Raw genomic sequence first — 14,993 nt, forward strand, 5'->3', positions numbered from 1 at the left:
ATCCTCCGCTAACGGCTAAAAAAGCATTGAATGGATTGAAGGAGGCTGCAAAGGGGGGGGGGGAGTCGCTCACGACATATTCAATTGGGGCGCAAAGGAGGGCCGACAAGACGAAATGTAATTTATTAGGGCTTAAACCTCGCTCAAATGGCATGGTGAAAAGCTCTTTTATCATAAGGTCCATCTTAGACTTCTCTATGATGTGACGCGTTTTTTTTGAGTAAGCTTGAAAGTATCTCTCCATCGTAACATGTGTTTTTACTTTCCACTTGCCTTCGCCAAAAAACCTTAAAGCCAGTTTTATCAAGACCTAGGTGCTGTATTAAGGCTCTTTTTGTTCTAAATAAGGCTTCTACTTACTTTCCTTTTAATGTCAGCTGTGACAGTCTACACGGCGATTTTGAGCCAGATTGTTTGGTCTTTATGAATAAAGTACACAACGAAATCATGGGTATCTTAGAAGTTGGTCTTCCACCAAGAGTCAAAATGCTTTCTGAAGCGTTGCGCGACTTCTACGATGTAGAACCTCTGTGTACTAGCCAGTTTATTGTGAAATAAGAGAATATTATGATTATCGAATTTGAAGAAAAACTACTTGAAGTAATTGATGCTCGCATTGAAAACGCATCAGACGACGAACTGTTTGCGGGTGGTTACTTACGTGGTCATATTTCTCTTTCAGTGGCTTCATGTGAAGAAGAAGGCATTGAAGATTTAGCAGAAGTGAAAGCGCGCATTGAGAAGAGCCTAGATGATGCTCGCTCTGAACTAACACCTGCAGATCGCACCATTGTGAATGACCTTTGGGTTGAGCTGCAAAACCAAGCTTAATCGCGGGTCATTTATCATTGTCTGCTCAGTCCCTTCCTTTCCATTTTGCTGAGCAGTGAATAGTTTGAGACTCATTCGAAATTTTTGAATGAGTTTGTTCAATCCTTGTGATGGTGCCATTTTCTGACTACGTTATTCTAATCTCACTTAACGAGATTACAGAGAGGGTTACATCATGAAAGTTATCGCATTCGGCGCAAGCACAAGCTCTACCTCTATCAACAAAACACTAGCAACTTACGCAGCTAACTTGATTGAAGGTGCTGACGTAAAAGTTCTCGATATCAATGATTACAACGTTCCTATGTTCAGCGAAGACACTGAAAAAGAGATTGGCCAAGCTGAAGGTGCACAAGCATTTTTGCGTGACCTAGCAGAAGCAGACGCATTCGTTATCTCTTTCGCAGAACACAACGGACATTACCCAGCAGCGTTTAAAAACCTATTTGATTGGGCGACACGCATTGAGCGTTCAGTATTTGGCGAAAAGCCTGCGGTTTACCTAGCGACTTCTCCTGGCCCAGGTGGCGCACAAACAGTACTTGGTGCAGCGACAGGTTCAGCACCATACTTTGGTGGTAACGTAAAAGCGTCGCTTTCAGTACCAAGTTTCTACGATAACTTTGATTTGGAATCTGGTTCAATCAGTAACGAAGAGATCGCTCAACAGATTAAAGAAGCGGTAGCTAATCTGTAAGTACAAGTCAGTTTACGGTTACACAATTAACGAAAAGCCCGAGTGACTTAATGTCGCTCGGGCCTTTTTAGCTGTGAATTTTAGAAATTGAGTCATTTCAGATGTTCAGAATAGCTGAACTAGGAACTACTGGCTCGATTTAGAATGCTTGTCTGCAGTCCATCCTGCCGTTAGTGCTTTGCCTTTACGCAGTCTTCGTACCCACATTCTGCTTGGGTGAATCGCTTCAAGTACATCAACCGGTAGAGGCAACGGGTCACCGCAAAGTTGTGACGCCAAAACTTCAGCCAACAATGGCGCAGAGCTCAAGCCGCGTGAGCCTAACCCGATAAAACAATAGAGGTTCGGGAAGCTTACTAACGTTTGAACATCATCAACAGAGTGACGTTGTGGGTTAAAGTTGTGGAGGTTTTGGTACTGCTCTTTGATTGCTTCAAAATCGCCAACGTTTCCGATAAACGGCAAGTGATCGCGACTTACGCTTCGGATGCCTTGGCGTGCTAAATTGCCGCTGATGTCGACATCTTTTGTCCAGGCTTGATCCGGCAACGAGCCATGTAAACGCTTGCCATTCTGTTGTTGCACTTCGCTATCAAACTCTTGGTCAATATTGGTCTTGTCGTAGTTGGCACCAATACAGTGGTGGCCATTTTTCGGGTTCTGTGGCGTCAGGTAGCCGTCAAAACATAACACGGTTTTTAGCTTGCTGAGATTTTCTGTGGTTGGAATGTGGCTTACTTGGCCTTTAACTGGCGTTAGTGGTACGGGCTGAGTTTGTTCAAACTGAGTGAATTTGTGCCCGTTAGCAATAACCACTTGGTCGTGCTTGGTTTGAATCTCACCTTGAGGTGTCTCAATCGTCAGCAACCATTGTTGTTCAGCATTTAACCACTCCAGTTGAGTGACTTGATGTTGATAGTGTGGGCTTACTTGGTTTGTTTCTTCCAACTTGCCAATCAAACCTTGAGTAAGCTGAAGAGGGCTTAACCAACCACCCAGTGGGAAGTAAACACTCTCTTTATCAACCGGTAAGCCAATCTTTTCGTTCGCTTGTTCAGGCGTTAAGCGCTGAATCAAGTCTGTGTGGAAATTGCCTTCCAACATACGGTTGAGCTTTTTGGTTGAACCTTCATCCCACATCAAGATATTCACGCCACACCAGTTGTGATCGAAGTTTACTGATTGTGCTGCTTGATTAATAAATTGGCGGGCAAACAATAAGCCCGGACCAAATATTCTTGAAACATTCGATGTCGCTTCGCTGAGTAGCGGATAAATGGCACCTTGATTGTTGCCAGAGGCATTTCCCGCGGCTTGTTGGTGTTCACAATAAAGGGTGATGTCTTTACCGCGTCGGCTTAACGTTTTTGCAAGCGCAGCACTGGCAACACCACCACCGATAATGGCGATATCTTGTGAATCACTGTGTTGAGCTAGGCCATACCAAGGTTTAATGTTGGTGTGGGCGTGCTTCTCATCAAGTCGGCCGGCAATCATTTCCCGCTTAGTACCAAAGCCTTTAACTTTTTTCATTGCAAAACCAGCTTCGATTAAACCGCGGCGAACAAAACCGGCAGCGGTAAACGTTGCACAGCTGCAATCTTGTTTTGCCAGTTTGGCCATGCCGTTGAATAGGTTTTGATTCCACATTTCTGGGTTCTTACTTGGCGCAAAGCCATCTAAGAACCAAGCGTCAACCAAACCTTCCTGCGGGGTCGGCACGTTTGGCATACAATCTTTAATGTCACCAAACCATAAATCGAGTGTGATCGCGCCATCGCCCAACACAATGCGGTGACATTCCGGCAGAGCAATCGGATAGTGTTCTTGGAGTTGCGTCGCATACTGGGCTAATTCAGGCCAAGATTGGTGCGCTTTGATCAAATCATCTTTATTTAAAGGATATTTTTCAAAACTGATGAAATGTAACTCTTTGGTCATCGCTTGTGGGTTATCTTTAAGAAAAGCATCAAACCATTGCCAGACTGCGAGAAAGTTTAAACCTGTACCAAAACCGGTTTCAGCAATTACAAAACGGCGTTGTTGATGTTCAACCCAACGCTCTGGAAGGTGGTTTTGTTTTAAAAAGACGTAGCGAGTTTCTTCTAAACCGTTAACATTAGAGAAGTAAACGTCGTCAAATTGGTCTGAAACTGGCGTGCCAGACTCATTCCATTCCAGTTCTGCATTAGTAATTGAAGTCATAAAATCTATCATTTTGTGATTTGAAGCGATATGTTGGTAGGGATTGTACGAATTTCTAGGAAAGCTGACCACTTTTGTTAGGCTTCTTAGTTATCATCTAGCTGAATTTAGAATTATAGGAATGTCACATGAAACGAGTCGTAATCACCGGTATGGGTATTGTTTCAAGTATCGGTAACAACGTCGAAGAAGTTTTAGCATCACTGAAAGAGGGTAAATCAGGTATTACCGCTTCAGAGCAGTTCAAGGAAAATGGCTTGCGCTCTCAAGTTTGGGGTAACCTGAAAATGAACCCTGCTGACCATATCGATCGCAAAAAAATGCGCTTTATGGGTGATGCAGCGGCATTCGCTTATCTTTCAATGGAGCAAGCAATTGCTGACTCTGGTTTAACTGAAGATCAAGTATCTAATGACCGCACAGGTATCGTTGCGGGTTCAGGTGGTGCTTCATCTCTAAACCAAGTTAACGCTGTAGACATCATCCGTGAAAAAGGCGTTAAGCGCGTTGGTCCATACATGGTTCCACGTACAATGGCTTCTACGGTTTCTGCTTGTCTTGCTACACCATTCAAAATCCGTGGCGTGAACTACTCTATGAGTTCTGCATGTGCGACATCTGCACACTGTATTGGCCACGCAATGGAGCTTATCCAACTGGGTAAACAAGACGTTGTATTCGCTGGTGGCGGTGAAGAACTGGATTGGTCTCTGACTATGATGTTCGACGCAATGGGCGCACTTTCTACTAAGTACAACGACACGCCAGAATTGGCTTCTCGTACCTACGATGCAGACCGTGACGGTTTCGTTATCTCTGGTGGCGGCGGCATGCTAGTTATCGAAGAACTTGAGCACGCGGTTGCTCGTGGCGCAAAAATCTACGGCGAGATCGTGGGTTACGGCGCAACTTCAGATGGCTACGACATGGTTGCTCCTTCTGGTGAAGGCGCGGTTCGTTGTATGAAGATGGCAATGCAAAACGTTGATGGCGTTGACTACGTGAACACTCACGGTACTTCAACTCCTGTTGGTGACGTTAAAGAACTTGGCGCAATCCAAGAAGTCTTTGGCGGCAACAGCCCAGCAATCTCAGCAACTAAAGCGATGACAGGTCACGCTCTAGGTGCGGCTGGTGTACACGAAGCAATTTACTCAACACTAATGCTTGATAACGGCTTTATCGCACCAAGCATTAACGTTGCAAACCTAGACGAAGCAGGCGCAGGCCTAGACATCGTAACGGAAGCTCGTGAACAAGAGCTAACAACGGTTATGTCTAACAGCTTTGGTTTCGGTGGTACGAACGCAACGCTAGTAATCAAAAAATACCAAGGCTAATTGAGGCCAAGGTTAAATTAATAAAAGGTTACTCGTTAATGGGTGACGTGAGTGCAGATTCAACACGCACAGGCCACTCAGTAATCATGACCATCAGAACATGGCTTTTAAATCAAGATTTAAAAGTTGAAAGGTTTCCAGAGCTTGATCAGTGCTGACTTTGGTTAGTACTGGTTGAACAGACGCAAGACTCTGTCTCCTGGAGAGCGAGATAGGATCCTTTTGTTCTGGATGTTTGCCCGATTGTTTATTCAATCGGGCATTTTTCGTTTTAGTCTTCTGACTTTTTCTTTTTGATTTTAGGTATTGGCTCTTATTTCTGTTCTTGTTTGTGCAGACTAGGCGATTCAGCCCTTTATTTATAATGTATTCCAATTGCGACTCGACACCGTGTGTGGAATTTTGCACAATCATTTCAATTCACATTTAAGGTCGACAGACCTCAACGAAAGTACCTTCCCAATGAAAATCTTAATCGATGAAAATATGCCTTATGCTGAAGCGCTTTTTAGCCAGCTAGGTGAAGTGACAATGAAGTCCGGTCGAACGCTAACCGCTGACGATCTTGTTGACGTAGATGCTCTGATGATTCGCTCGGTGACTAAGGTCAATGAAGCGCTGATCAGCAAAGCGAACAAGCTTAAGTTTGTTGGAACCGCAACGGCTGGTATGGATCACGTTGACCAAGAATTGATGAAAAAGCGTGGCATTTTCTTCACCGCAGCCCCGGGCTGTAACAAGGTGGGTGTGGCTGAGTACGCGTTCAGCGCGATGATGGTTCTTGCACAGCAGCAAGGCTTCTCTGTTTTCGATAAAACGGTCGGTATTATCGGCTGTGGTCAAGTGGGCAGTTATTTAGCGAAGTGCCTTGAAGGCATTGGCATTAAAGTATTGCTGAACGATCCTCTAAAACAACAAGAGGGTGATACTCGCGAGTTTACGGAATTAGAGACACTGCTTGAGCAGTCAGACGTCATCACTCTGCATACGCCAATCACTAAGACGGGTGAGTTCCCAACGCATCACTTGATTAATGAGCAAGTACTGGAAAATTTACGTGCTGATCAAATTCTGATTAATGCGGCTCGTGGCCCTGTTGTTGATAACGAAGCGTTAAAAGCCCGCTTGCAAAAAGCCGATGGTTTCACTGCCGTTCTTGACGTGTTTGAGTTTGAACCAGAAGTAGATTTTGAGCTGCTTCCACTGCTTGCTTTTGCAACTCCTCACGTCGCGGGCTATGGTTTAGAGGGTAAAGCACGTGGTACCACGATGATCTTCAACAGTTATTGTGAGTTTTTAGGTACTGAACAGCGTGCTTATGCAAGCGATCTCCTTCCGACAGCGCCAGTGCCTCAAATGAAATTAGATAGAGCTTGGGATGAAGCAACACTGCACAATTTGACTCAGTTGATCTATGATGTGCGCAAAGACGACGCCTTATTCCGTCGCAATATCTCTACGCCGGGTTCTTTTGACAAGATGCGTAAAGAATATTGGGACCGTAGAGAGTACAGTGCAGTCGAGTTAACGGGCGACGAATCTTGTAATTTAACGCCGTTATCTAAACTCGGTTTTATGGTAAAGCCAACTTTATAAAAGAGAGAAACAATGAGCCAAGAATTTAATATTGCTATTTTAGGTGCGACTGGTGCGGTTGGTGAAACCATTCTTGAAGTACTTAAAGAGCGTAAATTCCCTGTCGGTGAAATGCACTTACTAGCAAGTGAACGTAGTGAAGGCAAAACTTCCCGTTTTAACGGCAAAACAATACAAGTACAAAATGTAGAAGACTTCGATTGGTCTCAAGTACATATTGCGTTTTTCTCTGCAGGTAGCGAGCTTTCAGAACGTTGGGCTCCAATCGCCGCTGACGAAGGTGTGGTTGTTATCGATAACACATCACGTTTCCGTTACGAATACGATGTTCCTCTGGTTGTGCCAGAAGTGAACCCTGAAGCGATTGCTGAGTTCCGTAACCGCAACATCATCGCGAACCCTAACTGCTCTACTATTCAGATGGTAGTGGCACTTAAGCCAATTCACGATGAAGTGGGTCTTGAGCGTATTAACGTTTCAACTTACCAATCTGTGTCTGGTGCAGGTAAGCCGGGTATCGATGAGCTAGCAGGTCAAACGGCTAAGCTTCTTAACGGCATGCCAGCTGACAAGTCAGCGTTCTCACAGCAGATCGCGTTCAACTGTATTCCTCAAATCGATGAATTTACAGAGAACGGCTACACACGTGAAGAAATGAAGATGGTTTGGGAAACTCAGAAGATCTTTGCTGACTCTTCAATCACGGTGAACCCGACTTGTGTTCGTGTTCCTGTGTTCTATGGTCACGCTGAATCTCTACACATTGAAACTCGCGCGCCAATCGGTGCTGAGCAAGTTATTCAGCTTCTAGAGAACACGGAAGGCGTTGAAGTTTTCCAAGCTCTAGATTTTCCAACTCAGGTTGGTGATGCTGGTGGTAAAGACCACGTAATGGTTGGTCGTATTCGTAACGACATCAGCCATCACAGCGGCGTGAACATGTGGGTAGTCGCTGATAACGTACGTAAAGGCGCAGCAACGAACGCAGTTCAAATCGCAGAATTGCTTATTCGCGATTACTTCTAAGCTTCATTGCTTTGATTATCAAGCCTCACTCTTTAGTGGGGCTTTTTTAATCGATTGAAAATATTGTTAGTCAAATTGTGTGAAATTGCTGCGAATATTGTTGCTGCAACACATTTTTTGTTTTCATCTCTATAGTTTTACGTCATTTATCCGATATATTTAATAGATCATCACTTTTCCGAATTTAAGCACCTAGCTGAGCCTTTTATGTTTCAAATTTTCAAGCCGTGGTTAATACCTTTTGCCTTTATCATTGCGACTCAGATTTCCGTTGTTCGTGCAGATTCCATTCGAGTTGTAGGGCCTGATGGTCAGATACAATCAGCGCCTACGTTTTCAGAACCTCTTCAAAGAGCGCAATCGAATAGCGCTGAACCTTCTCGTTTCTATGGCCCAACTCGTGGCTCAGAAACGCTATGGTCTATCGCGTCAAAGTTACGCCCTGATAGCTCCGTTTCAGTCCAACAAACTCTGTTGGCGATTTATCGTTTAAACCCACAAGCGTTTGAAAACCAGAATATCCATAGCCTGCTGCCTGCCAGCAACTTACGTGTGCCTTCTTTAGAGCAAACTCGTGCAAGCTCAACGCAGCAAGCCATCAATATTATGAACTCGCATCTCGCGAAGCTTGATAAGCCAACAACAAAAACGGTTGCCGCCAAACCAAAAAGCACTCAAGCACCAAGTCGAACTGATGTAACACCTAAGAATGTGCAATCCACAGCCAAGGTTAGCGAACCTAAAGTTGTCGATAAATCGATAATTGGTAATAAAGAGCTCGTTAGTAATAAGCCGATAACGGGCGCCAAGGAAATGAACCACCTTGAGAAGCAGCTAGAGCTTTCTGAAACTGAGCTGTTATCTTTAGAAGAGAAAAACCACCAACTTCGTTTGATGCTATCGAATGTTCAGTCGGAAGTAGATGGATTAAAAACCGAACTCAGTGATGAAGACCGCATACGTAGCGAAGTTGAAAAGTTACTCGCGGAAGAGAAAAGAAAGAATGCTGAAATCGAAAAAATGGCGCCAAGTGCCATGGATCAGCTGTTATCTAATGGTTGGCTAGTTGCCGCACTTGCGATTATTCCCGGCTTGTTACTTGGTCTGATCATTGTGATGCTGTTAGGTCGTCGTTCTAAAAATGATGAGCAGCAACAAACGACTCAAGAACAGCCTATTCAGCCTCAACCGAGCAGTGTCGCGCCAATCACCTTAGGTGATGAAATAGACGACCTTGATAATGAACTGTCTCTCGATGATGAATTGTTTGGTACCGAGGATGACGCGAATAAGTTGTTCGACGACCAAGCACTAGCAGAGGAAGACGATGTCTTTGCAGGCTTAGATGAATCGGATCTTGATTTCAACTTAGACGGTGAAGACGATGACCCATTTGCGAGCATCGGAGAAAACGGCGACTTAGACACGAACTTTGATGATCTTGATTTAGACAGCAGCAATGGCATCAGCGTTAATGGCGAAGATAAAGCTCTTGGCCTTGAAGAGATGGAGCGTGCATTAGACGAAACGGTTGAAAGCGCGCTGGATTCCGATGAAGGCGATTTCGATCTTTCTGATGATAATCCAATGTCTGCCGATGATATTGAAGCGTTACTCGCTCAAGAGTCAGCGACAGAAGACTTAGGTTCGAATGAATTAGACCAATCATTATTGGATGATTTGTTTGCGCTTGATGACGAAGATGACGATAGCTTTGATATTGATGCCTTGATATCTGAAGAACAAAACGATTCGGCTCCAGCTATCGGTACGTCAGTGACGGATGACTTTGACATTGATGCGCTTATCTCAGAACAGCAGAGCGAAGCTGCCCCTGCTGATTTGAGCAACGACGAATTTGATATCGATGCTCTTATCTCGGAACAACAAGCCCCTCAACCTTCGGCTCCTAGCGTAGAAGATGATATTGACGATATCTTTGCTCAAGTTGCGGCGCAAAATGAACAAGGTAATGACCCGTTTAACCTTGATAACGATGGTGAGATTAGCTCAAGCCTGAATAGCGGCTTAGCGTCTGATGATGACATCGAAAATATTTTGGCTCAGTTTGATCAGCCATTAGAAAATGAAGATGAATCCGCTCTATCTGATCAACCTCAGAGCGAGCCAGCTTCAGAAGAACCATCACTTGATATTCCTAATCTTGATCTGCTTGATGAGCAACTTGAAGGGGACGACGTTGATTTAAGCAATTCTACCGATCTGCTTGACGAGATGCTGGACAGTGAATCAGACAAAGAGTCTGAAGATGAGCCGCTTGGTTTCGATGCTCTATCTGAGCTGGAAGAGCTTTCAGGTTTGTCGACGGATGATGAGTTGAATATCAGTGAAGACAGCACGGAAACCTTGGATGAATTGATTGGGGATCCTGATGATGACTTCGAACTTGACGCTGAGAGTACTGACTTACTAGATGACTTCCTTGATAGTGAATTGTCAGATAATACGCTTTCAACGGATGAAACCGAGACACAAAAATCGGAATCTTTAGACCCGTTTGATGACTTACTGACAAGCGGTATTGAAGACGAACTTGAATCTGAAGAACAAGCGTTTGATAAAGAGTTAGACGCTGCCTTAGATTTAGACAAAACCAGCGATGAACTTAATTCTGATGCTGAGCTTACTGAGTTAACGCCTGAACCTTCTGAAGTTGAGCTAGAACAAGCTAATGAAGAGTTGTTAGATTCGGAGCTGACGCAAGACAGTGCTGATGTTAAATCAGAAAAAGATGAAGACTTTAATCGCGATGACTTTATCGATGATCTATTTGGTGTTGCACCTGCAACGGATGCGCTACTTGATGATTCACTAGAAACAACAGACGAAGCGTTGATTGATGAGTTGATGTCTTCTGATAGCGACGCATTAACATCGGTTGAAGAGCCAGCTTCAAGTTCTGAAGGTCTTGTTTTAGAAGATGAATTTGATTCTCCTTCAGAACCGACTCAAGCCTCTGCAGATGAAGCAATTCCATCACCTGAAGTACTTTCACCAGCTGAAGTAATGTCACCTGATGACGTCGATGAACTGGATATTGATTCACTGCTATCTGATAACTCAATGTCTGACGTTGAGATGCCATCAGATGAAGCTCTAGAACCCGCTTCAAGAGTACAACATGAAGTTTCGCCATCATCTTTAAATGATATTTCCGAAGACGATGAAGAGACGGTTGAAGATTGGTTAGCGGAAGCTATCGATGATGTAGAGTCTCCAGCAAACATTGACTCTGATTTTGACTTCGAACCTAAAATTCAAGGTAGCGATCAACTCGACGATGTTGTTGAATCCTTGCCAGAGCCAGAGCCAGAGCCAGAGCCAGAGCCAGAGCCAGAGCCAGAGCCAGAGCCAGCTCGTGCAGCGCATATGCCTGAAATCATTCCAAATGAATTCGGTGTGCCAGAAGACGATGATTGGCTGATTGAAGAAGACACGGCTAAACAAGAAACATTGGCACAAGCTGATGAAGTAGCGGAAGAGCCTGTGGTTCCTGTTGTCGAGTCTCTGTTAGATGCTGAATCGCAAGTTGAAGCTGCACCACAAGCTGAAGTGGCAGAACAAGTTGAAGAGGTAGGGCAAGAAGGCGAAGAAGAATTTTCGTTTGATGACTTTGAGCTTCCTGAGTTTAACGAAGAAGACGCTTTGGCAGACGTTGATGCCGAAGTAACACCAGAACCGGTAGCACCTGCTGTTGAGCCTCTTTTAGATGCTGAATCTCAATTAAACGCTGAGCCGCAAGTTGAAGCTGCCTCGCATGCTGAAGTGGCGGAACAAGTTGAAGAGGTTGAGCAAGAAGACGAAGAAGAATTTTCGTTTGATGACTTTGAGCTTCCTGAGTTTGACGAGGAAGACGCATTAGCTGAGGCTGATACACAAGCTGCGTTAGAGCCAACACCAACGTCTGTAGACGCTCCTGATAGCCTTGAGCCTGAAGTCAGCCCGTTAGCCCCTGAAGCAAGTGCTGTTGCTCCTGAGCTTAAAGCTGAAGAGCCGACAGTGGAATCAGAAGAGTTCTCTTTCGACGATTTCGAACTTCCAGAGTTTGGTGAAGACGATGCGTTAGCGGAAGTGGTTAGTGAACCTGATGAAGCTCAGTTAGAGCAAGACCTATCTGATGGTACTGAGAAGTTCGAATTCGATGATCTTGACCTGCCAGAATACGATGAAGAGAGTGCCAAAGCGGACTCAGTTTTAGACGATATTGAACAAAGCAGTGCAGAACCGGTAGCGGAAGACCAAGGCGTAGAGCTGGATGTGCTTGATCTGCCAGAATACGGTGAAGATGAAGCTATCTCTGATGCGTTTGCTGAGAAGCCAACACCATTAACGTCTTTCAGCCCGCAAGGTGAAGAGCAAGACGCGCTGTATGACTTGTTCTCAAACCCGCAAAGCTTCAGTCATGCTGATGATTTCTCGGATACAGACGCTTTCTCGGACGCAGACGATTTATCAGATGCGAAAGAGCCTGAACTGGCGGCTTTCGGACAATCAGATGAGTTACCGGGTTCGGTTTCAGAATTAGCGCCTACAGAATCAAACTCAGCACCGACAGCAGTGCAAGACGAACCTCTAGAAGGGTTTGATGATTTTGATGAAACAGCGCTGGCTGAGTTACTTTCAGAAGATGTTCAAGACTCTGTCGACAACATGTTCGATAAACCATTGGATGCAACGTCGATTGATAGCGCAGGGCTTGATATTGATGCGATGCTTGAAGTCGGTGGTGAAGATTGGAAAGGTTTTAATTTAGCGCCAGAGCAACAATCGAGCATGCACAATGATGTGCCTGATGATCAACAAGAGATTTGGGCGTCAGCTGAGCAACAAGCTGAACCTAAAATCAAAGAAGAGAATTGGGCTCAGCAAGATAACCTAACGGAACCAGGTAGCAGTCGTGATAAGCAATACATGACGATTGATGAACTGATGGCTCAAGTGGAACAAGAGGGCGAAGACGCGATTAATCCAGATGACGAAGAGCTGAAGCTGGATGTTGGCCTTAACGAGTTCCCAGATGTAATCGGTGACATTGGTAATTATGATGTCGACAGCAATGCAGAAGCCGCGGGCAAGCTTGATTTAGCTAAAATCTATATCGAGATGAGTGACTCACAAGGAGCGATAAAGCTCTTAGAGGAAGCGATAGTCGACGGCAGTGATGATATTCGTCGTGAGGCTAAGAACCTTATCGATACGATTAACGGCCGATAAATTAAACGATACGTAAAGGGTGGCATTGGCTACCCTTTATTTTTTGTAGACCTTTCTTTTAATATTGAAGATTTGACCCCATCCGATTTGGGGTAGAACTGATTTCCGTATATACTTCTCGCCCATTTTCAAAGAGAACAAGAACATGAAAATTGCTTTAGGTATTGAATACAACGGTACCCACTACTTTGGTTGGCAGCGCCAACGAGACGTGAAAAGTGTCCAAGAAGAATTGGAAAAGGCTCTTTCTGTTGTCGCGAATCACCCTGTAGAAGTTATGTGCGCAGGCCGAACGGATGCCGGTGTTCACGGTACGGGACAAGTCGTTCACTTTGAAACTAATGTCGATCGTAAAATGGTGGCATGGACTATGGGCGCTAATGCCAACATGCCGAAAGATATTGCTGTTCGTTGGGCGACAGAAGTGAATGAAGATTTTCATGCTCGCTTTTCTGCTACCGCTCGTCGTTACCGCTACATTATCTTTAACCATGCACTGCGCCCAGGCATTCTTAACTCAGGAGTGAGCCACTATCATGGTCACCTTGATGAGAAAAAAATGCATGAAGCGGGTCAGTACTTGTTAGGCGAGAACGACTTCACTTCATTCAGAGCGACACATTGTCAATCTCGTAGCCCATGGCGAAATATGATTCACTTAAATGTGACTCGTCACGGACACTACATCGTGATTGATATTAAAGCGAATGCGTTTGTTCACCACATGGTGAGGAATATTACTGGCAGCTTAATTGCGGTAGGTAAAGGTGAGCAGAAACCAGAATGGATCCAGTGGCTTTTAGAGGCTAAAGATCGAAAAGTAGCAGGCGCGACCGCAAAAGCGGAAGGTTTGTATCTGGTTGATGTTGATTATCCTGAACATTTTGAGCTACCACGAGAACCCATTGGTCCTCTATTCTTACCGGATAATTTGAACTAAATGTGAGACTTAGGTTCAAAAATTATTACGGTTTCGTGCGTAAAATAGCGTGAGAAAATAGGTACAACCAGTTTTTTATCTACAGTCGCTGTTTTATGTGCTTTAATTCTCACGCATAATTCCCAAATTTATTTCTTTCGCAATCAAGCGGAGGAATCGAAACAAAAAGGTCTTCCATGAGTTGGCTTGAAAAGATTTTAGAAAAAAGCAACATCGTTACATCTCGTAAAGCGTCTATCCCTGAGGGTGTTTGGACTAAATGTACTTCTTGTGAGCAGGTTCTCTACCATGCTGAACTTGAGCGTAACCTAGAAGTATGTCCAAAATGTGATCATCACATGCGCATGAAAGCTCGTCGTCGTCTGGATACATTCCTAGACAAAGGTGAGCGTGTTGAACTAGGTGCTGATCTTGAGCCACAAGACAAACTGAAGTTTAAAGATTCTAAGCGTTACAAAGAACGTATCTCTACTGCTCAGAAAAACAGTGGTGAGACAGATGCATTAGTTGCAATGAAAGGCGAACTGCTTGGTTTACCTATCGTAGCGTGTGCTTTTGAATTCTCATTCATGGGCGGTTCAATGGGTTCTGTTGTTGGTGCTCGTTTTGTGAAAGCGGTAGATGCTGCTATCGAGAACAACTGTGGTTTAGTTTGTTTTTCTGCAAGTGGTGGTGCACGTATGCAAGAGGCGCTTATGTCTCTAATGCAAATGGCAAAAACCAGTGCAGCGCTAGAGCGTTTATCTGCGAAAGGCCTACCGTTTGTTTCAGTCATGACTGATCCAACAATGGGTGGTGTTTCTGCAAGTTTGGCAATGCTTGGCGATATCAACATTGGTGAGCCAAAAGCACTGATCGGTTTCGCTGGACGTCGTGTAATTGAACAAACAGTACGTGAAGACCTTCCTGAAGGTTTCCAACGTAGTGAGTTCCTACTTGACCACGGTGCTATCGACATGATTGTTGACCGTCGTGAGATGCGTCAGCGCGTTGCAAGCCTTGTTGCTAAAATGACCAACCAGCCTTCACCATTAGTAGTTTCTGTGAACGATTCACCGAATGAAGCTACTTATGAAGTACCAGAAGCGCCAGAAAAAGGGTAAAGTACCTTCTAACAAACCTA

Annotated in this window: 11 protein-coding genes and 1 pseudogene; 9 read left to right on the forward strand and 3 right to left on the reverse strand. The window is 44.6% G+C overall.

The window, feature by feature from the left end; all coding sequences use genetic code 11:
- The coding region (locus ED652_RS23880; protein ID WP_216821909.1) for a hypothetical protein at positions 1 to 184 on the reverse strand (184 nt) is incomplete at its 3' end.
- 149 nt (positions 185 to 333) lie between these two features.
- Here ED652_RS23880 and ED652_RS09630 point away from each other — a divergent pair.
- From ED652_RS09630 to ED652_RS09640, 3 genes and pseudogenes are all read left to right on the forward strand, one after another.
- Positions 334 to 558 (forward strand): annotated as a pseudogene (locus ED652_RS09630) (elongation factor P hydroxylase); the annotation flags it as partial.
- Positions 559 to 567: 9 nt separating this feature from the next.
- Positions 568 to 831 carry a YfcL family protein gene (locus ED652_RS09635; RefSeq protein WP_004737967.1) on the forward strand — a complete coding sequence of 88 codons (264 nt, stop codon included), beginning with the start codon at positions 568 to 570 and terminating at the stop codon, positions 829 to 831.
- 175 nt (positions 832 to 1,006) lie between these two features.
- Positions 1,007 to 1,528, forward strand: a complete 522-nt coding sequence (locus tag ED652_RS09640; protein WP_122054545.1) for an NADPH-dependent FMN reductase — start codon at positions 1,007 to 1,009, stop codon at positions 1,526 to 1,528.
- Between the two features lie 126 nt (positions 1,529 to 1,654).
- Here ED652_RS09640 and mnmC read toward each other — a convergent pair whose 3' ends face one another.
- Complete coding sequence (gene mnmC, locus ED652_RS09645; RefSeq protein WP_122054547.1) at positions 1,655 to 3,733, reverse strand: bifunctional tRNA (5-methylaminomethyl-2-thiouridine)(34)-methyltransferase MnmD/FAD-dependent 5-carboxymethylaminomethyl-2-thiouridine(34) oxidoreductase MnmC; 2,079 nt, start codon at positions 3,731 to 3,733, stop codon at positions 1,655 to 1,657.
- 128 nt (positions 3,734 to 3,861) lie between these two features.
- On the opposite strand from mnmC, the gene fabB reads away from it, so the two are divergent.
- Positions 3,862 to 5,073 carry a beta-ketoacyl-ACP synthase I gene (gene fabB, locus ED652_RS09650; protein ID WP_010436883.1) on the forward strand — a complete coding sequence of 404 codons (1,212 nt, stop codon included), beginning with the start codon at positions 3,862 to 3,864 and terminating at the stop codon, positions 5,071 to 5,073.
- 93 nt (positions 5,074 to 5,166) lie between these two features.
- Here the strand turns inward: fabB and ED652_RS09655 are convergent, their stop codons facing one another.
- Complete coding sequence (locus tag ED652_RS09655) at positions 5,167 to 5,487, reverse strand: hypothetical protein (RefSeq protein ID WP_122054548.1); 321 nt, start codon at positions 5,485 to 5,487, stop codon at positions 5,167 to 5,169.
- Positions 5,488 to 5,535: 48 nt separating this feature from the next.
- Between ED652_RS09655 and ED652_RS09660 the strand changes: the two genes are divergently transcribed.
- The 5 genes from ED652_RS09660 (at position 5,536) to accD (ending at position 14,973) form a co-directional block, all read left to right on the forward strand.
- On the forward strand, positions 5,536 to 6,669 hold the full coding sequence (locus tag ED652_RS09660) for a 4-phosphoerythronate dehydrogenase (RefSeq protein WP_122054550.1): 1,134 nt from the start codon (positions 5,536 to 5,538) through the stop codon (positions 6,667 to 6,669).
- A gap of 12 nt (positions 6,670 to 6,681) precedes the next feature.
- Complete coding sequence (locus ED652_RS09665; protein ID WP_122054551.1) at positions 6,682 to 7,695, forward strand: aspartate-semialdehyde dehydrogenase; 1,014 nt, start codon at positions 6,682 to 6,684, stop codon at positions 7,693 to 7,695.
- 207 nt (positions 7,696 to 7,902) lie between these two features.
- Positions 7,903 to 12,930 carry a FimV/HubP family polar landmark protein gene (locus ED652_RS09670; protein ID WP_122054553.1) on the forward strand — a complete coding sequence of 1,676 codons (5,028 nt, stop codon included), beginning with the start codon at positions 7,903 to 7,905 and terminating at the stop codon, positions 12,928 to 12,930.
- 145 nt (positions 12,931 to 13,075) lie between these two features.
- On the forward strand, positions 13,076 to 13,870 hold the full coding sequence (gene truA, locus ED652_RS09675) for a tRNA pseudouridine(38-40) synthase TruA (RefSeq protein ID WP_004734161.1): 795 nt from the start codon (positions 13,076 to 13,078) through the stop codon (positions 13,868 to 13,870).
- 176 nt (positions 13,871 to 14,046) lie between these two features.
- Positions 14,047 to 14,973, forward strand: a complete 927-nt coding sequence (gene accD, locus ED652_RS09685; protein ID WP_017106162.1) for an acetyl-CoA carboxylase, carboxyltransferase subunit beta — start codon at positions 14,047 to 14,049, stop codon at positions 14,971 to 14,973.
- The last annotated feature ends 20 nt before the right edge of the window (positions 14,974 to 14,993 follow it).

It is taken from the genome of Vibrio sp. Evd11, assembly GCF_900382755.1.
Taxonomy (GTDB): Bacteria; Pseudomonadota; Gammaproteobacteria; order Enterobacterales; family Vibrionaceae; genus Vibrio; species Vibrio lentus.